16 protein-coding genes are annotated in these 17,695 nt (G+C 60.4%); 7 read left to right on the forward strand and 9 right to left on the reverse strand.

The annotated features are described in order from the left end of the window. Positions 1-44 precede the first annotated feature (44 nt). From G486_RS0110030 to G486_RS0110070, 9 genes are read right to left on the reverse strand one after another with little or no spacing between them, the layout of a single operon-like run. Positions 45-1,409 (reverse strand): FGGY-family carbohydrate kinase, encoded by a 1,365-nt coding sequence (locus tag G486_RS0110030; protein WP_027015427.1) that lies wholly within the window; start codon positions 1,407-1,409, stop codon positions 45-47. Beyond that, a complete protein-coding gene (locus G486_RS0110035) occupies positions 1,406-2,194 on the reverse strand; it encodes a DeoR/GlpR family DNA-binding transcription regulator (RefSeq protein ID WP_027015428.1) in 789 nt (262 codons plus the stop codon). The genes G486_RS0110030 and G486_RS0110035 overlap by 4 nt, the downstream gene beginning before the upstream one ends. Next, positions 2,191-3,303 (reverse strand): class II aldolase/adducin family protein, encoded by a 1,113-nt coding sequence (locus G486_RS21970; protein WP_084455168.1) that lies wholly within the window; start codon positions 3,301-3,303, stop codon positions 2,191-2,193. The genes G486_RS0110035 and G486_RS21970 overlap by 4 nt, the downstream gene beginning before the upstream one ends. A gap of 40 nt (positions 3,304-3,343) precedes the next feature. Further along, positions 3,344-4,231 (reverse strand): TIGR01459 family HAD-type hydrolase, encoded by an 888-nt coding sequence (locus G486_RS21975; protein WP_051303382.1) that lies wholly within the window; start codon positions 4,229-4,231, stop codon positions 3,344-3,346. Then, positions 4,232-5,539, reverse strand: coding sequence for an FGGY-family carbohydrate kinase (locus G486_RS21980; protein WP_051303384.1), 1,308 nt, complete (start codon positions 5,537-5,539; stop codon positions 4,232-4,234). Between the two features lie 23 nt (positions 5,540-5,562). Next, positions 5,563-6,681, reverse strand: coding sequence for an autoinducer 2 ABC transporter substrate-binding protein (locus tag G486_RS0110055; protein ID WP_027015429.1), 1,119 nt, complete (start codon positions 6,679-6,681; stop codon positions 5,563-5,565). Between the two features lie 50 nt (positions 6,682-6,731). Next, a complete protein-coding gene (locus G486_RS0110060) occupies positions 6,732-7,730 on the reverse strand; it encodes an ABC transporter permease (protein ID WP_211233774.1) in 999 nt (332 codons plus the stop codon). Then, the gene (locus G486_RS0110065; RefSeq protein ID WP_027015431.1) at positions 7,727-8,740 is read right to left on the reverse strand and encodes an ABC transporter permease; all 1,014 of its coding nucleotides are present in this window, start codon (positions 8,738-8,740) and stop codon (positions 7,727-7,729) included. The genes G486_RS0110060 and G486_RS0110065 overlap by 4 nt, the downstream gene beginning before the upstream one ends. Then, complete coding sequence (locus tag G486_RS0110070) at positions 8,737-10,254, reverse strand: sugar ABC transporter ATP-binding protein (RefSeq protein ID WP_027015432.1); 1,518 nt, start codon at positions 10,252-10,254, stop codon at positions 8,737-8,739. Before G486_RS0110070 ends, G486_RS0110065 begins: the two co-directional genes overlap by 4 nt. A 543-nt stretch (positions 10,255-10,797) precedes the next feature. Between G486_RS0110070 and G486_RS0110075 the strand changes: the two genes are divergently transcribed. The 7 genes from G486_RS0110075 to G486_RS0110105 all read left to right on the forward strand — a co-directional run bounded on the left by G486_RS0110075 (position 10,798) and on the right by G486_RS0110105 (position 17,459). Continuing rightward, the gene (locus tag G486_RS0110075) at positions 10,798-11,988 is read left to right on the forward strand and encodes a CaiB/BaiF CoA transferase family protein (RefSeq protein ID WP_027015433.1); all 1,191 of its coding nucleotides are present in this window, start codon (positions 10,798-10,800) and stop codon (positions 11,986-11,988) included. A gap of 39 nt (positions 11,989-12,027) precedes the next feature. Further along, positions 12,028-13,230: a 3-sulfinopropanoyl-CoA desulfinase gene (gene acdA, locus G486_RS0110080; RefSeq protein ID WP_027015434.1), complete on the forward strand. Its 1,203-nt coding sequence runs from the start codon at positions 12,028-12,030 to the stop codon at positions 13,228-13,230. Positions 13,231-13,451: 221 nt separating this feature from the next. Continuing rightward, entirely contained in the window at positions 13,452-14,024 is a 573-nt protein-coding gene (locus tag G486_RS0110085; RefSeq protein WP_027015435.1) for a cysteine dioxygenase family protein, read from the forward strand. 8 nt (positions 14,025-14,032) lie between these two features. After that, entirely contained in the window at positions 14,033-14,491 is a 459-nt protein-coding gene (locus G486_RS0110090) for a PaaI family thioesterase (protein WP_027015436.1), read from the forward strand. Between the two features lie 208 nt (positions 14,492-14,699). After that, entirely contained in the window at positions 14,700-15,512 is an 813-nt protein-coding gene (locus tag G486_RS0110095; RefSeq protein ID WP_027015437.1) for a CoA transferase subunit A, read from the forward strand. Next, positions 15,509-16,276 (forward strand): CoA-transferase, encoded by a 768-nt coding sequence (locus G486_RS0110100; protein ID WP_027015438.1) that lies wholly within the window; start codon positions 15,509-15,511, stop codon positions 16,274-16,276. The genes G486_RS0110095 and G486_RS0110100 overlap by 4 nt, the downstream gene beginning before the upstream one ends. Then, a complete protein-coding gene (locus G486_RS0110105) occupies positions 16,266-17,459 on the forward strand; it encodes a CaiB/BaiF CoA transferase family protein (RefSeq protein ID WP_027015439.1) in 1,194 nt (397 codons plus the stop codon). The genes G486_RS0110100 and G486_RS0110105 overlap by 11 nt, the downstream gene beginning before the upstream one ends. The last annotated feature ends 236 nt before the right edge of the window (positions 17,460-17,695 follow it).

Genomic DNA, 17,695 nt, shown 5'->3' on the forward strand with positions numbered 1-17,695 from the left:
ATCCTGAGCTGGGGGCTTGCTCAGAAAGCTTCCATTTCACGACGCTAACCGTCAGCTGTCCGGCATAGCGCCTGCCAGCGGCGATAGTAGTCTGCAAGTCCCTGGACCTGCATGGGCTGGATGGGAATTCCTGGCGGTACTGCCGGGCGATGACCCAGAGCTTCATAGGCAATGAGAGCCGCACCTGTGGCCGTACCCTCGCGTGCCGAACTGAGCCGTACCTGTTGATGCGGCCTCAGCGCCGCGAGCAGGCCTGCGTAGGCGGTGTTGTTTGACAGGCCACCATCAATGAGCACCGTATTGTCAGAGTGAAGCAGGTCCAGCAGCGTGCTGCTCATACAGGCGAGATAGAGCGCGGCCACGGCAGCCCGGTCCTCATCCGAGATGGGGGCCCGGCCTGCAAATCGTCCTTTGTGGGCAGAAAAAGGTCCCCCGGGTGCAAATGCGGGTAGCGCAAAGCAGGGCAGGGCGATGCAGTCCTCAATCTGCTGAATGCTGACTTCCAAATGCTTGCCACCCGTTAGAAGGCTGTACTCACGACCACCCATGAAGCGTGCCGTCGACATGATACGGCCTTGTATGTCGATGTTCGAAAGAATGTCACTGCGATTCTCAAAAGGGACCGGTGAGTGCGAGGGATTGAAGGCGACGATCCAGGTGCCTGTGGACACCACGGTGCAGTCGAAAGGCTGCGTGATTCGCTGGCCGAGGTAGAGCGAGGCATTGCTGTCGTGCACTCCGTTGTGCAGACGCAGGGTCTGACCATCAATCACATGCTTGCCGACAACGGCGCCTGCTGCGGCCAACGGTGGCATCTTGTGCTGCCAGCCGCGCGACTGCGTCAGCGTGCTGAAGCGCTTTGCATAGGGCGCCCATAGATGTGTATGGCAACCCAGGGAGCTGATCTCCGACAGAGCGGGGGCGCCGAGTTTCCACCCCCAGAATTGCGGGTAAGGCACGATGGCGCGTGTGGCTGTCAGCGCTTGCGGCTGGGTTTCGCTGATCCAGAAGATCTGCTTTCCGCAGTTGATGCTGGCTTCAAGCATGGGCGAAAGCGTCTCTTCGAAAGGAGGGACTATGGCCGAAAAGGCTTGCCCTATGGCCTCTGGCGGTGAGGACTCGTAGTCGAGAATCGGCCAGGCGAGATCGTCATCGCCCAGCAGCGCAACCGTGCACCCGTGCGTGCTGATCATGATGCCGTCTGCGGGGGCAACTGCCTGGCTGCGACGCAGCGCTGCCTGCATCCATTCCCATAAAGCATCGCTGTCCAGCACGCGGTATGGGCCCTGCTCGCGCCAGACTGGATGGCAGCGCTCCTGATAGAGAATGGAAAGGTCGGGCGCGAAGACGAACATCTTCGCGTTTGTCTTGCCGAAGTCGAAGACTATAAGTGGCTGTATGGTACTCATGGCGTGAAGGACGTCATGACCGAAGTGGTCACCACCGAGACGCCCTCGTTCTCCATCATGCGTACATCGGATTCCGAAATCCTGTCGTCGGTGATCAACGTGGCGATGCGCGACAGTGGCACGGCAATATGGCGAGCCCGAATGGAGAATTTTCGACTGTCGGCGAGAAGCACCAGCTCATCCGACATCTTGATCAGTCTTTGTATGCTCTGTATCAGCATGGGGTGAGACTCCATTGCCCCATCCGGTCCTATGCCCTGGGTGCCAATGAAGCAGCGCGATGCATAAAACGGTAGAGCATCGGGCAGCTGCGAGTAAAGAATGCCAGATTCGCGGTGCAGTTCACCTCCGGCCACAACCAACTGGCACAGCCCTTTCTCGCTCAGTACGGTGGATACCGGCATCGAGTTGGTATAGATCTTGAGGCTGCGTGTTGTGAGCCGCTGCGCAAGCAAATGGCAGGTGCTGCCTCCGCTGATGATCACACTGTCGCCGTCGCGGCAAAGCTTTTCGGCTTCGGCGGCGATGGCTTTTTTTTCATCCACAGCGGTCGCGAGCCGCTCGTCGAAGGGGCGCGCTGACAGCCGGTTTCTGGACGATAGACCGTCGATGGAGGCGATGCCGCCAAATACCTTGCGCACCGCTCCTGCGGCATGCAGCTTAAGAATGTCGCGACGTATGGTCGCGGCAGATGCATCCACCACGGCCATCAAATCCTTGACTGTGCTGAACGGATGCTTCTTCAAGGCCTCTACGATGTGGTGCTGGCGTTCGGTTTCATTCATGGCAAAGAGTGTGCTCTATGGTGGAGGCTTGGCAGTTCCTGCTGCTGGTCCAGATGCCTGCGGTATTTCTCGGCATCCCAACTGAGTAAGGCCTTGACGTCGGTGTCCGCTAGGTACCGCACCGAGGCATCCTGTGGGATCCGCGAGAGAACCAGGGCCAGGCATTCGAGCATGGCAAGCTCGCCGGCACTCAGATCATTGCGTATCAGCACGCCGGCCTCCGGTACCAGTAGCAACTTGGGCGGGCCGAGACCGGCATGTGCGCGCTCGGCAATCAGCGTGCTGATCAGCTGTCCAGAACGAAGTTCGATGGCGGCCGGGCCGAGAAATACAGCATGGTCCGGATACAACGTGCCGGCTGTGGCGATGGCGAACTGCCGCAAGTCAGTCGCCATCGCATGCAGCCGGGGATGTGGTGCGGGATCGTAGAGCGTGTTCTGTCCTAGTTTTCGAAGCTTTTCCAGATTGGCTGCTGGAGCAGGGCTTTGTGATTGATGCGGCCCTTGGCGTAATCGCCGCACAAGGTTGTCAAGCAGCAGCCGAGCCGAGGCAACACTCTCCGCGCCGAGCACGACCCCGTGGTTGGCGAGAACTAACACATCGACAGCAGCGTGTCCCAGGGCTTGCCGTATGGCCTCGGTCAATGGCTGTCCAGGCTGCACATAAGAAACCCAGGCCCAGGCCAGTCCTTCGAGTCGGTGGCTCAGCCGTGCCATGCCGTCTTCGCAGACGCCGAGTGCAATGGCATCAACGGAGTGCAGGTGCATGACAACGGCATGGGGCATGAGTGCATGCAGCCCTGTCTCGATCGAAGGGCGTAGGCCGTGTGGGCTGATGTCCAGCAGTTCGGCACTGGCAGGGTCGGCTTGGCCTAGCGCGATGCGGGCACGTACGCAGTCAAGGGCAACGGCGGAGAATATTGACTCACTCATGGCTTTGGCGAGCCAGGTGCCTGAGGCCTTGATCCACAGGGTCTTGTCAGTTTTCACAGAGATGTTTCCGCCGGCACCCTGGACAAGGGTCATGTCGCCGCCTATGCGAGCGGCAAGCCTGCGCAGGTTCCAAGGCGCATGCGCTTCGGACGAAGGGCGAGTAGAAGATGCGCTCATATGTGCAACTGTGAAGAAGGGGTGAGAGGGGGGAATGGCATTACCAGCGTAGGATTGGCATGGTCCAGTTGGGGGGGCAGTACAGCCCCTGGCCTTGTGTCAGCAGTGCTTGAAGGCGTTGCTGCCGGTCGCTTGCATTGGATGCCTTCTCAAAACAGTCGCGATGTATGCCGCCGAGAATGAGCACAGTAGCGAAGCCTGCGCGTGTGCCGCCGTTGATGTCATGCTCCAGAGAGTCGCCTATGGCGGCAATGCGTGTGACATCTGCCTTTGCCAAAAGATCGTGGCAGATCTTGTAGACGTCGGGGTAGGGTTTGCCGACGAAGCGAACGCTGCCGCCGCGCTGCTCGTAGTTGCGCGCCAGTACACCGGCGCTGGGGTGGAGCTGACTATCCACAATGCGTACCATGTCAGGATTGGTACAGATCAGAGGCAGGTCCAGAGCCAGTGCACGCTCCAGCAGGGCCTGAGTATGCGCGAGCATATTGGCTTCGCCCGCACTGCTGAGCAACACAAAGTCTGCAGCTTCGGGTATATCAACCCGTTCGATGGCCAGCTCTTGCATGGCACTGAGGTTGTCAGAGCAGTCTCCGATGAGCAGACAGTATGGACCCAGCGCAGCATAGAAGGCATCACTGCGTTCCTTGATGCTCTGCCAAGCGGCCTCACCCGAGGTGACCAGATGGGTGTAGCTGTCGCCTTGTATAAAACCCATGGAGTCCAGTCGCTGCACGTTGGGGGCCACACGCTTTCCGGAGTTGCTGAGGATCACAATCTGCTTTCCCAGTGCCATCAGGCGCTGCAGTCCCTGGATGGCACCTGGGTAGGCGGTGCGGCCGTCGTGAAGCACGCCCCATTGATCAATCACGAAACCGTCGTAGTGATCGGCAAGAGCTCTCAAGCCTTCGGTGTGATGGCATGGGTTCATTTATGGATCCAGTGTCTGTGGTTTGGGCTGAGCCGGGCTGGAGGCAGCACCGCGCAAGGCCAGCAGGGCTGTGCCGTAGGCGGCTGCGGTGTGGGCTGATGCAACCATCTCCGTGCCCAGGCAGCGGCGCCGTATCTCGGTCCAGGCTGCATTGACCGCTCCTCCTCCTGCTGTGCGTATGCGCTTTGGATAAGGGGCGCCCAAAGCCTGGAGGCGCCGGTAGCCATCGTGCTCGATAGACGCGATGCCTTCAAGCAGTGCCTGAAAGAAAAGCGCATCGTCTTTCGGCCTGGGAAGGGTGCGTGAGAGCTGAGCCGGGTTGTTGCTCGGAAAGCGCTCGCCGCGATGGGGAAGGGGGTAGTAGCCCAGGCCGGTGGGATGGTCAGGGCGAAGGCGCGGAGTCAGTGCACGCATGGTCGCCTGGTCGAAAAACTGCAACAGGACGGCTCCTCCGCTGTTGGAGGCTCCCCCGGCCAGCCATCGTCCCTCAAATCTATGGCTGTATACGCCGTACTCGGCGGCCCAGGTGCCGGTATCTGACACCACCTTGAGAACCAGGGTGGATCCGAGAGAGGTCACCGCATCACCGATTTCTCTTGCGCCCGTGGCCATGAAGGCGGCCACACCGTCGGTGGTGCCGGCCACGATCCGTACATCAGGCCGAAGGCCGAACTCGTGGGCAATACGCAAGTCTATGGTATGCAGAGCCGTGCCGGGCGCTGTGACTTGAGGCAGCAGGCGTTCATCAACGCCCAGCTTAGAGAGCCAGTCCGGCCAGCACAGAGCCTGTGGGTCGTAGCCGAGCTTGAGCGCATTGTTGTGGTCGCTGAATCCCCAGTGCCCGCTCATGCGGCCAGCCAGCCAGTCGGCTTGGTGCAATGCATGGCGTGCCCGCGGGTGATGGCGCTGCAGATGCAGCAGGCGTGCAAGCGATGAGCCCGTTCCGCGTGCTGCACTATTCGCGGGTGCAACGTGCTCTATGGCCTTCATGGCTTCGACTGCGCGTGCATCGTTGTACATCAGGGCTGGAGCGAGAGGCTGCCCGTCTGCTGCTGTCAGAAGCAAGGTGCCCGAGGTCCCGTTGAAAGCCAGGGACTCTACGCGCCCTGGATCTAACCCGCAGAGCAGTCTCGTCAGCACCTGGCGCGTTGCTTGCCACCAGCATTCGGCCTCCTGCCAGACGGCCAGGCCTTGACGCTCAGGTGCGGGAAGCTCCTGCGCAGCTTCACCAGCGGGTTTCCCTTCGCTGTCGATGGCAAGGGCGCGCACACCCGAAGTGCCGATATCTATGCCGATGTAGAGGCTCATGGAGAAGGCCTGGTAGTCTGGGATCAGAAATCGAAGCCGCCTACGTTGTCCTTTGTGAACACATAGGGCGAGCCCAGCAAGATTTCACTGCCGTTGATGATGCGCAAATCACCAAGTCTTCCCGCCTTGAGCGAGGTGCTGGAGGGGGTCAGCACCCCATCGGCTGCTGCACGCAGTGCATACATGGAGGCATATCCCAGGTCCACGGGGTTCCACAGCACGGTGGAGCTTGCACATCCATTGGCGAGATAGGGCTTCATCGCATTTGGCACGCCAATGCCGCTTACCGCGATCTTCCCGCACTTGTTCGCCTGTTTTACAGCCTCGGCTGCTGCAGGGGTGGCGACCGTGGTCATGCCGATGATTCCTGCCAACTTGTCTCCGTACTTGCTGATCAGCGTGCTCGCCTGGGTGAATGACAAGGCGTTGTCTTCTTGTGCCTCCACGGTCTCCAGCCATTTCATTTTGGGATAGCACTTGGCTTGATAGGTCGACATCTCGGCGATCCAGCGTGCCTGGTTGGGTGTGGCAAAAGTGGAAGTGACAATCGCAAAGCCGCCCTGGCCACGGGTCTCTTTGGCCAGCGTGTCCATCAGCGCCTTGCCTATGCCGTTGGCCTCGGCCTGGTTGATGAACCATTGGCGAGAGTTTGGCGTGGCATTGGCGTCGTAGCCGACGACGAGAATGCCTTTGGAGAGTGCCTTGCGCAGAACGGGAGCAATCGCCGTCGGGTCATTGGCGGCGAACAAAATGCCATCTACACCACTGGTGATGTAGTTGTCGATGAAGGTGACCTGCTCATCAATATTTGCCTTAGTCGAGCCGTCGGTCTTGACAGAGACGTTGCCCAGTTCCTTGGCTGCAGAGGCAATGCCTTTGGAGGTGGCGTTGAAGTAGCCAATACCAATGAGCTTGGGTACATCGATGACCGTAAGCTTTTTGCCTTTGCGGTCGGGAGCATTCTTGGGCTGGCCTCCATCATATGGCTTGCTGCTCAGCGGAGCCGGGCTGGCGTCGCAGGTCAGGGGGCGAGTGGGCAGATCATCAGCTCCGGTCCAGCCTGCGGCACTGGCAGCCTGGCTGGCAGACAGCCACGCGAGACCAAAGACCGTGCAGGACCAGTTGGGGGCGCGCTTCTTCATAGCAGTCTCCTTCTGAAAACGAAGAGTGGGGGCGGACGATGCTGGTTTGTCTATCCGCGCTCGTGGCTGCGGTTGAAAAGGTTGCTCATGAGAATGGTCGCAATCAACACGACACCGATGACGATGATGGTGCCGTCGCCTTTCACGCCTGCGAGCACAAGGCCGTTCTTGAGTGCCTGCATCAGCATCAGGCCGAGCAAGGTGCCAACGATCGTGCCGCGGCCGCCGAAAATGCTGCTGCCGCCAAGGACTACGGCCGTGATGGCATCAAGCTCAAGGCCTGCACCCATGTCGGAGCGAGTTGTCGATACGCGTGTGACGAAGAGCATCGCCGCCGCCGCCGCCAGCGTCCCCGAGCTTGCATAGATCCAAAGCTGGGTGCGTTGCACATGAATGCCCGAGAAGTGGGCTGCAGTCTTGTTGGCTCCCACGGCGTAGGTCGCACGGCCGAAGCTTGTAAAGCCCAGTACCACAGCCGCCACGATGGCGCAGATGCCGAGCAGCAGCAACTGGCAGGGGATGCCGAGCAACTCGGCCTCGGCGAAGTTCAGAAACCAGTCCGGATATCCGCGTACGGAGCGGCCCTGGCTCACGCCTTCGGCTATGCCCCGGTACAGCATGAGGGTGGCCAGTGTCGCAATCAACGGCGGTACCGAAAAGCGCGTGATCAGCAATCCATTGAACAAGCCTGCGAGCATGCCGATGACGACAGCCAGCACGATGGCGACAGGCAGAGGCAGCTGTGCGCTCTGCCAGAGAACCCCCATGCAGACTGCTGCAAGACCGAAGATCGAGCCTACCGAGAGATCAATGCCTCCGGTCACGATCACAAAGGTCATGGCCAGAGCGATCAGGCTGACCTCGGTCATTAGACGGCCTTGATTGAGCAGATTGTCCAGTGTGAAGAAGTGCTCGGAGCGGGACGAGAGAATGGCCAGGGCTGCAAGCAGCAGCAAGGCGAGTACGCTCTCGTGGCGCAGCAGGCCGCCGAGGGTGCTCGTGGGCAGTTGCCTGTTGCTGTCGGCAGCGGTCATCGCTTGGGTGTTCATGCGAGCCTCCTGCGGCTGTAGATGTCGGCCAGTACTGTTGCGAGAATCATCAGGCCCTGTACGGCGCGTAGCCAGTAGGCGGACACATTAAGAAAGACCAGGGCCGAGGTAATGACGGCGAACAGTAGCGCGGCAAGCATGGGGCCCAGCACATTGCCGCGGCCGCCGAGTATGCTGATGCCACCAACGACGGCGGCGGCGATGATGGTGAGCTCCAGGTTGGCGGGCACGGTGGACTGTATGACCTGCAACTGTGTCGCGTACAGAACGGCCGCCACCCCGGCAAAGCCGCCGTGGATTGCGAAGGCCAGAACGACGGTCGGCTGTGTACGTATTCCCGTGATGCGTGCGGCATCTGCATTTGATCCGAGTGCGTAGAAGCGGCGTGCCAGCACGGAGCTATGCATCCACCAGGCGGTCAGCATGCTCAGGGCCAGCATGAGCCAGATGCTGGCGGGCAAACCCAGCAAGCGATGTTGAGCGATCAAAAAGGCGGGGGGGAGATTGGTGAGCCAGACGCCACTGGTCAAGCCGATCAGTCCCCCCTTGAGAATGGACATCACACCTAGCGTGGCCACGATGGATGGAATGCGCCCCCAGGCCACAAGAGCACCAACACAGGCGTTGAACAGCGCGCCCAGCAGTACGGGCGCGAGCCATGCAAGCCAGGCAGGAAATCCGTTGACGGCCAGGTAGCCCGAGACCATTGCGAGCACACCGATGAGCGCGCCGACCGAGACGTCGATGTGCCCGCTGATGATGACGACAGCCATGCCGATGGCTGCCACCGCAATGTAGGCATTGCTGGAGAAAAGACTGATGAGGTTGCGGCTCTCGGTAAAGCCGGGGTTGACCATGCTGACGCACAGCAGCAGAAAGGCGATTGCTGCAAGCAAAATCAGTTGCTGACGCCATGCCGCCAGGCACTTGCCCAGCAACGCGCTTGGCGGTGCTGCTGGGCTGCTGACTCTGGCTGGCGTGGCGTTGGCAAGACCTGTGACGCTGTTCATGCGGCCTCCGGCATACCAAGGTGGATCATGGCTTCGCCAACGAGCTCAGCCGTGGCTTGCTGGCGATCGAAGCTTGCCGTTATGCGCCCGGCGCTCATGACGAGGATGCGGTCACTCATGCCCAGCACTTCTGGCAAATCGCTGGAGATCAGAACAATGGCAAGCCCTTCTTGTGCCAGGCGCCTGATGTGTGCATAGATTTCGGCCTTGGCTCCCACGTCGATGCCGCGAGTGGGCTCGTCGAGGATGACGATGCCGGGTCGGGTCGCCAGCCACTTGGCAAGCACGAGCTTTTGCTGATTGCCGCCAGAGAGATGGCGTACCGGCTGTTCAAGGCCTCTGGTGCGGATGCCGAAACGCTCGATTGCCTGCTGCGCAGCCTTGGCTTCGGCCACTGTGCTCACAAAGCCTGCATTGGCAAATTGCTGCAGGCATGCGAGTGAAAAGTTCTCGCGAACACCTTGGGAGCGAATCAGGCCTTGCTGGCCGCGATCCTCGGGCACATAGGCGATGCCAAGATCTCGTGCCTGGGCCGGGGTGCGAATGCTCACCGGCTGGCCGTCGACGAGGAGCTGACCCGAGGTGGCTGGCGTAATGCCGAAAATCGTGAGAGCTAGCTCGGTGCGGCCTGCGCCTATCAGGCCTGCGATGCCGATGACCTCCCCCGCATGCAGCGTGAACGTTAGATCGCGTACCCTGTGGCCACAACAGAGGCCGCGCAGTTCGAGCCGCGGTACCTGCGGCAGGCGCGAGCTGTCGTGTGCCTGGGGATACAACTGCTCGACAGGGCGGCCAACCATCAGTGCAACCAGCTTGTTCGGCTGTACGCCTATGGCGGTCAGCGTTGCCACTTGACGGCCGTCACGCAGTACCGTGATGCGATCGGCCAGTGCATAGACCTCGGGCATGCGATGGCTGACGTAGATGATGGCGACGCCCCGGGCGCGCAGACGCTGGACCACGTCCAGCAGGCGCTGGGCATCGGCATCGGAGAGCGCAGCCGTAGGTTCGTCCATGATCAGGACGCGCGGCTCTTGAGCCAGCGCACGCGCGATCTCCACGCGTTGCCGGTTGGCCACCGAGAGTGCGCGTACCGGCACATCCACGTCGAGATCGCTGCACTGCAGATCCTCGAGCAGGCTGCGTGCCCGCTGGCGTATGAAAGGCCAGTCTATGGTGCCTAGAAAGCTGCGACGCAAAGGTGAGCCCATCGCAATGTTCTCTGCCACTGAAAGGTCGGGAAAAAGCAGCAGCTCCTGGTGCACGGTTGCAATGCCATTGCGCGCAGCATCGCCTGGCGAGCTGAAATGCACAGGCCGGCCCGACATCCACAACTCCCCGGCGTCGGGTTGGTGCACACCTGACATGATCTTGATCAGCGTGGACTTGCCCGCACCGTTCTCTCCCATGAGCGCATGCACCTCACCCGGGCGTACATCGAAGCACACGTCATCCAATGCGCTCACTCCCGAAAAGCGCTTGCTGATATGACGCAGTTCAAGCGTGCTTCTCATGCTTTTGCCACAAAAGTGATTTTATTCAGCTTGTGCTTGCTATTCGTTCCCATGGATTCCTCCGTTTGATTTTAAAAAATCAATAATGATTTTATTTAATCAAAAAATGACTGATCTAGGGCATCCACCTAGAGCAGAGCCGGAATGCATCAATCGTGAACGGTAATTCGCTGGTGGTCTGCCACAACACGCAGCTTCATGTGCCTGTTTCGCCGGAACTGCGGGAGCGCATGGACGCAAGCATTTCTCTGTGTTTTCAAGGCAGTGGAGAGACAGGATCTCTATTTCCGATATGAAGACACGCATGCAGCGCATGCATGTTTTGTGCTGGTGATCTAAAGCCGGAAGGCAGGTTTGAAGTTACGACTCTTACTAAAACTGCATCTCTGAAAGCTTTTGAATTGAATTCAACTTCAATTGAGGCTGACGGCTTTGAATCCTAAATTCGCACCATGTCTGGAGACGGAGTGTGAAAAATTCAATGGATAGCAAAATTGATAGCGTGAACCCTATGTCGGTGAAGCATTGCGTAAAGGATTTGCCATGAGCGTGGTGGCGGCGATGGCGTTGGATGGCGTCAAGGTTCTGGATCTTTCGCGCATTCTTGCCGGTCCCAGCGCTGCTCAACTGCTGGGTGATCTGGGAGCCGATGTGGTCAAGGTCGAAAAGCCCGGAGAGGGCGATGACACCCGTAAATGGGGGCCGCCCTATATACGCGATGCCGAAGGCCGGTCCACAAGCGAGAGCGCCTACTATCTTTGTGCCAACCGCAACAAGCGCTCCATTGCCATCGACATCAGCACCGAGAAGGGCCAGGCTCTGGTGCATCAGCTCATTGCCAAGGCCGATGTGCTTGTGGAGAACTACAAGCAGGGTGGTCTGGCGAAATATGGCTTGGCCTATGAACAGATCCGCGACAAATATCCAGGCTTGGTGTATTGCTCGGTCACGGGCTTTGGCCAGACCGGGCCTTATGCAAGCCGGCCCGGCTATGACTTTCTGATTCAGGGCATGGGCGGCATCATGAGTCTGACCGGCGAGCCTGAGGGCCAGCCCATGAAGGTCGGTGTGGGCATTGCCGATGTGATGACGGGCATGTACGCTGCCGTGGGCATCCTGGCAGCGCTCAGGCACAAAGCCGCTACGGGCCTGGGCCAGCAAATCGATATCTCACTGCTGGATACCCAGATTGCCTGGCTGGTCAATGCAGGCACCAATTACCTGGCCGATAGAAAGCTGCCGACCCGGCTCGGCAACGGACATCCGAACATCGTGCCTTATCAGGTGTTCTCCACGGCCGATGCGCCCATGATTTTGGCTGTCGGCAATGATGGGCAGTTCCGGCGCTTTTGCGAAGTCGCAGGCGAGGCCGCACTGGCGGACGATGCGCACTATGCAAGCAATGTGCTGCGTATAGAAAATCGCGTCGAGCTTTGCGCCCGGATCGGGACCTTGCTCCAGACCCGCCCGCGCGCCCAGTGGCTGCAGGTCCTGGAAGCGGCAGGCGTGCCCTGTGGTCCCGTGAACAACCTCGAAGACGTGTTTTCCGACCCGCATGTGAAGGCGCGCGGAGCTGAGTTGCGCATGGCCTGTGATTGGGCCGAAGGTGGCGAGCTGGGCCTGCTGGCCAACCCTTTGAGGATGTCGCTCACGCCGCCTAGCTATCGCCATGTGCCGCCGCGCATGGGGGAGCACCAAACCGAAGTCCTGAACGACTGGCTGGGCCAGGCCTGAGCCGGAACAGAGCCCGAACAATTCCAAGGAGATCCATCCATGTACCAACTGACTGCAGAACAACAGGCGCTCAAAGTGCGCGCCCGCGAGCTTGCGCAAGGCGAGTTCGCCGCAACGGCGGCCGAGACCGACAGAACCGAGGCCTATCCCTGGCACAACATCGCCAAGCTGCGCGATGCGGGGTTCATGGGCATGACCTTGCCCAAGAGCGCGGGTGGCCAGGGCCTGTCGTATCTGGACACGGTCATCGTCATCGAGGAAATGGCCAAGGCCTGTGCCACCATGGGGCGCATTACCGTCGAGGCCAACATGGGCGCGATTGGCGCCATCGCCAGGTATGGCTCGGCAGAGCAGCTCAAGCTGGCTGCAGGTCTGGTGCTGGCCGGGGACAAGCCCGCGATCTGCATCTCCGAGCCGAATGCGGGCAGCGCGGCCAGCGAGATGACGACGTTTGCGGTCAAAAAAGGTGATGACTACATTCTGAATGGCGAAAAGTACTGGATCACGGGCGGCGGCGTCTCGCGCCTGCACCTGATCTTTGCACGCGTGTTCGAGGACGGCGTGGAACAAGGCATTGGCGCCTTCATCTGCGTGCGCGAAGACAGCGGCACCGAAGGCCTGGTGGTGGGCCGCAGACTGTATGCCATGGGTGTGCGCGGTATTCCCGAAACCCACATGGAGTTCCGCGATCTCAAGGTCCACAAGTCCATGATGGTCGTGCCTCCCGGTGGTCTCAAGCGCGGATTCGCGGGGCTGATGACGGCTTATAACGCCCAGCGCGTGGGTGCGGGAACAGTGTCCCTGGGGATTGCCCAGGGCGCGTTCGAGGAAGGTCTTGCCTATCTCAAGGATCGTCGCCAGTTCGGCCGTCCCATTGCCGAATTCCAGGGCCTGCAGTGGATGCTGGCCGACATGTCCACCCAGCTTGAGGCCGCACGCCTGCTGCTGCACCATGCGGCGGCCAGCGGTGCCGAGTTTCCGGATATTGACAAGGCTGCACGTGCCAAGATTTTTGCGGCCGAGACCGCCAACAAGGTCACCAATGATGCGCTGCAGTTCTACGGCTCCTCGGGCTATGGCCGCCACAACCCCATGGAGCGTCATGTACGTGATGCGCGCATGTTCACGATTGCGGGAGGAACGGCCCAGATTCTGCGTACCCAGGTCGCAGCTTCGCTGCTGGGCATGAAGCTGCCGCAAACACGCGATGGCTACCAGAAGCTCGCTGAGAAACAGGGGTGATCCAGCGGTGTTCCTGGCATCTTGAAGTCTGGATTCTGTTTTGTGAGAGCATCCCGTCGAGTCTGTTGGGCCATCCCTGCCTGCGGAAGATGCTCTCTTTTGCTTGAATTCAATTTCAATTGATGCTGAGGCTCTGCGATCAAACAATGGACTCATAGAAAAAATTTGGCCTTTGTATGATTTTTCGGAGCCAGATTAAAAACATCTAAATGGAGACATCAATGAACAACAGCCCCGCATGCTTTGATCACTTCGTTCGTGAGTTCACGCGTGTTGTGGACGAGGCCACCGGTGACGAGGCGCAGGTCCTCGCCAAGGGCGGCGCTCTTTTGGCCGATCTCGTGAGCAAGGACGAATGGCTGCCTGAACAGTATGCCCAGCCCCATCCCCAGTATTACCAGCAATATCTGCTGCATGCGGATCCCGACAACCGCTTCTCTGTGGTCAGTTTCGTCTGGGGCCCCGGGCAGAAGACGCCTGTGCACAACCACACGGTCTGGGCCTTGATAGGCATGCTGCGCGGCGGTGAGCGCGCCGAGAACTTTGCCCTGGGCGAGCCTGGCCAGCCCATGCGTGCGTTGGGCGTGGACGTGCTCTCGCCGGGCATGGTGGAGAGCCTCTCGCCCACGACCGGCGACATCCACCGCGTCTCCAATCTGTATGAAGACCAGGTCTCGATCAGCATCCATGTCTATGGCGGCAACATAGGCCGCATTTCCAGGCATGTGTTCGATGCCCAGAGCAGTGCACTCAAGCCCTTCATCTCGGGCTACTCCAACGAGAGCGAGTTGTAGGAGCCGTCATGCCCGCAATACAAGACCTCTACGCCAGCGAATTTGCCCACTGCTACGGCTGTGGCGCCAGAAACAGTCAGGGCCATCAGCTCAAAAGCTATTTGAGGGGTGGTGAAACCGAGGCCGTCTTCACGCCGGATGCCAAATACAGCGGTGGCGTGCCTGACCATGTCTATGGCGGCATGGTGGCTTCGCTCATGGACTGCCATGGCACGGCCTCGGCCGCAGGCTTTGCGGCCAGCGAGCAAGGGCAGGCGCTGGAGCCTGGCATGGATTTGCCACGCTTTGTGACGGCCTCGCTGAAAGTCGATTTCAAGGCGCCCACGCCGCTGGGAACGCCGCTCACGGTCAAGGGACGGTTGCGCTCCATCTCAGGGCGCAAGGTCTGGGTGGACTTGAGCCTGCTGGCCGAAGACCAGATCTGCGCCACGGGGGAGATGTTGGCAATACAACTGAAGACCCCCTGAGCGGCTTTGTGGCCGGCTTCCCCCTGAAAGGGCCCTGAGTTGGGGTGCGCCGTTTTTTGGCGCTGGGCCCTGGTTTTACTCCCTCGCTCCTTTGGGGAAGAGGGCTGGGGTGAGGGGCTGCCCGGCATGGCACATGTCGTAGATTGATCACAAGGCGGCTGCCAAGTGGAGAGACAGGCTGCAGCTGCCAAAAAACAAAGGAGACGAAATGCCGCAAAACATGTGGCTGATGAGCGTGGAGCAAATTGCCGCGCAGATCGGCGATGGCTGCAGGCTGGCCATGCCCGTGGATTATGCAGGCGTGCCCATGGCCATGGTGGGGCCGCTGCTCAAGCGCGCGCCGCGGCGCCTGGCCCTGGTGGGTGTGCCCACGGCAGGGCTGTCGTTTGACATCCTCATAGGCGCGGGCTTGGTGCAAAGCGTGGAGACCAGCGCCGTGAGCCTGGGCGAGGCCGGCGGCGCTCCCTGCTTCATGCGGGCGATTGCAGAAGGCCGCATCCAGATGAAGGACAGCACCTGCCCTGCCATTCATGCAGGCCTCATGGCTGCGCAAAAAGGCTCGCCCTTCACCACGCTGCGCGGGCTCATAGGCACGGATGTGCTGTTGCATCGCAAGGACTGGCGGGTCATGCAAAACCCGTTTGCCGACGAGCCCGATCCCGTGGTCGCGATCCCAGCCCTGAATCCTGACATCTGCATTTTTCATGCGCCTGTGGCCGACAGGGAGGGCAATGTCTGGATTGGCAGGCGGCGCGAGCTCGCAGCCATGGCCTATGCGAGCCGCAAGACTTTTGTGACCGTGGAACGCATCGTGGAGCACAGGCTGCTCGACGATGAGCAGACCGCAGCCGGCGTGCTGCCAGCCTTGTATGTGGACGGTGTGGCCCGGGCCGAGAAAGGCGCCTGGCCTTATGGGCTCTGGGGCGAGTACGCGCCCGATACCGCCGAGCTGCTGCGTTATGCGCAGATGGCGCGCACCCCACAGGGCTTTGAACAATGGATAGCGCAGGTGTACCCATGAGTGCCGTTATTGCAGCCAGCGCACGTGAGCGCTTGATCGTCACTATCGCTTCCCTGCTGGACGGTGTTCGGCATGTGGCTGTAGGCGCCTCCTCGCCGATTCCTGCAGCTGCCGCCATGCTGCTGCGGGCGCAGAAAGAGCTGGCCCGGCAGCAGCCCGTCAAGCTGTCGATTCTGGGCTCGGTGCAGCACAATTTCTTCACCAACGGCTCGGCCGAGCTATTCGACTGTGCCGGACAAGGCCGCATCGATGCCTTTTTCCTCGGCGGCGGCCAGATCGATGGTCGGGGCAACATCAATCTCGTGGGTGTGGGCGACTATCCCCAGACCAAGGTGCGTTGGCCGGGCTCCTTCGGCTCTGCCTATCTGTACTTCACGGTACCGCGCGTGATTCTGTTCCGTGAAGAGCATTCGCGCCGCGTGTTGGTCGACAAGGTGGACTTCATCAGTGCCCCGGGTACCAGCGATCCCGGTGTCTATCGCAAGGGCGGCCCCCATGCCTTGCTCACGGGCCTGGGTCTGTTCATGTTCGATGCACAGCGTGCGCGCTTCCGTCTGGTTCATGTGCATCCGGGTCACAGCCTTGACGAGATCAGGGAGGCCACAGGCTTTGACTTCGATGTGGACCCCGCCTTGAGCGCCACGCCCGAGCCCGATGCCGCGACTTTGAGCCTGCTCAGAGGGCGTGTGCTCGATGAGCTCAAGGAAACCTATCCCGACTTTGCCTCGCAGTTAGCCAAGGAGCTTGAAACCCATGTCGAATAACAACAATACCGTTCCCGGGTCCCTGGCCGGAATCCGTGTCATTGATGCCAGTCGCGTGCTGGGAGGCCCGTTCTGCGGACAGATCCTCGCCGACCACGGTGCCGACGTGATCAAGATCGAGCCTCCCATGGGTGACGAGACGCGCGGCTGGGGCCCTCCCTTTGTCGGTGACGCAGCCAGCTACTTCATAGGCGTGAACCGTAACAAGCGCGATGTCTGTGTGGACATGACCCAGGCTGCAGGCCAGGAGCTCCTGCTGCGCATGCTGGAGGATGCCGATGTCTTCATCGAGAACTTCAAGATAGGCACGCTGGAGAAGTGGGGCCTGGGCGCCGAGGTACTGCGTGAGAGGTTCCCTCGCCTGGTGCATTGCCGCATCTCGGGCTTTGGTGCCGACGGCCCTTATGGCAGCCAGCCTGGCTATGACGCCGCCGTGCAGGCCATGAGCGGTCTCATGAGCGTGAATGGCGAAGAAGGCGGCAAGCCGCTTCGAATGGGTGTTCCCATCATTGACCTGGTCACGGGCATGAACGGCGTCATCGGCATTTTGCTGGCTTTGCAAGAGCGCAACAAAAGCGGCCTGGGCCAGTTCGTGGAGGCCACGCTTTATGACTCGGGCGTGTCCATGCTTCACCCTCAACTGCCCAACTTCTATCTGAGTGGCCAGGTGCCTCAGCGTTCGGGCAACAGGCATCCCAACATCTGTCCCTACGATGCTTTCGAGACGCGCACCACGGAGCTGTTCCTGGCAGTTGGCAACAATCGCCAGTTTGCGACCCTGTGCAAGGTCCTGGGCAGAGCAGAGATCGCCAGCGACCCGCGCTACACCACGAATGCGCTGCGCAACCAGCATCGCGACGAGCTGCGTGACACTCTGGTCGCGCTGCTGGCCGACAAGGATGGCTTGCAGCTCTCGCAGCAACTGGTGGCTGCGGGCGTGCCCTGCGGGCCGGTGCGCACCATAGACCAAGTGGTGGACGATCCGCACACCCATCATCGCGGCATGATCGTGGATCTGGATGGTTATCGGGGCACGGGCAGTCCGGTCAAGCTATCGCGCACGCCTGCAAGCTATCGCAGCAAACCGCCCGCTTTTGCCCAGCACACGGACGAGGTTCTGGCCGAGCTCGGCATAGATGCCGAGGCGTATGCCCATGTGCTGCCAAGAAAGCCGGTCCTTTAGAGCGTGTTCACGATCTCTACGCAGGCGCGTTGGAGCGCAATCGGGATGAGTTCGAGTCGTTGGCCCTTGCTTGCACCGGGGTGCAAGCAAGGGCCAACGCCAAGAAATCGCCCGATTTCGCTCCAACCCTTCGGGACAGTGCCTTTGCGGGCGGTCTACAGCGTTGTGAATCCTCGCAATAGCACGGCTATTGCTGCGGTGTCGCGCCTTGTATCCCATCCCGCAAAGACACTGGC

The organism is Comamonas composti DSM 21721 (assembly GCF_000429845.1).
GTDB classification, from domain to species: Bacteria; Pseudomonadota; Gammaproteobacteria; order Burkholderiales; family Burkholderiaceae_C; genus Comamonas; species Comamonas composti.

Coding starts and splice junctions, on each gene's coding strand:
- G486_RS0110030 (WP_027015427.1), bottom strand. CDS start 1,409: ATGAGTACCATACAGCCACTTATAGTCTTCGACTTCGGCAAGACAAAC.
- G486_RS0110035 (WP_027015428.1), bottom strand. CDS start 2,194: ATGAATGAAACCGAACGCCAGCACCACATCGTAGAGGCCTTGAAGAAG.
- G486_RS21970 (WP_084455168.1), bottom strand. CDS start 3,303: ATGAGCGCATCTTCTACTCGCCCTTCGTCCGAAGCGCATGCGCCTTGG.
- G486_RS21975 (WP_051303382.1), bottom strand. CDS start 4,231: ATGAACCCATGCCATCACACCGAAGGCTTGAGAGCTCTTGCCGATCAC.
- G486_RS21980 (WP_051303384.1), bottom strand. CDS start 5,539: ATGAGCCTCTACATCGGCATAGATATCGGCACTTCGGGTGTGCGCGCC.
- G486_RS0110055 (WP_027015429.1), bottom strand. CDS start 6,681: ATGAAGAAGCGCGCCCCCAACTGGTCCTGCACGGTCTTTGGTCTCGCG.
- G486_RS0110060 (WP_211233774.1), bottom strand. CDS start 7,730: ATGAACACCCAAGCGATGACCGCTGCCGACAGCAACAGGCAACTGCCC.
- G486_RS0110065 (WP_027015431.1), bottom strand. CDS start 8,740: ATGAACAGCGTCACAGGTCTTGCCAACGCCACGCCAGCCAGAGTCAGC.
- G486_RS0110070 (WP_027015432.1), bottom strand. CDS start 10,254: ATGAGAAGCACGCTTGAACTGCGTCATATCAGCAAGCGCTTTTCGGGA.
- G486_RS0110075 (WP_027015433.1), top strand. CDS start 10,798: ATGAGCGTGGTGGCGGCGATGGCGTTGGATGGCGTCAAGGTTCTGGAT.
- acdA (WP_027015434.1), top strand. CDS start 12,028: ATGTACCAACTGACTGCAGAACAACAGGCGCTCAAAGTGCGCGCCCGC.
- G486_RS0110085 (WP_027015435.1), top strand. CDS start 13,452: ATGAACAACAGCCCCGCATGCTTTGATCACTTCGTTCGTGAGTTCACG.
- G486_RS0110090 (WP_027015436.1), top strand. CDS start 14,033: ATGCCCGCAATACAAGACCTCTACGCCAGCGAATTTGCCCACTGCTAC.
- G486_RS0110095 (WP_027015437.1), top strand. CDS start 14,700: ATGCCGCAAAACATGTGGCTGATGAGCGTGGAGCAAATTGCCGCGCAG.
- G486_RS0110100 (WP_027015438.1), top strand. CDS start 15,509: ATGAGTGCCGTTATTGCAGCCAGCGCACGTGAGCGCTTGATCGTCACT.
- G486_RS0110105 (WP_027015439.1), top strand. CDS start 16,266: ATGTCGAATAACAACAATACCGTTCCCGGGTCCCTGGCCGGAATCCGT.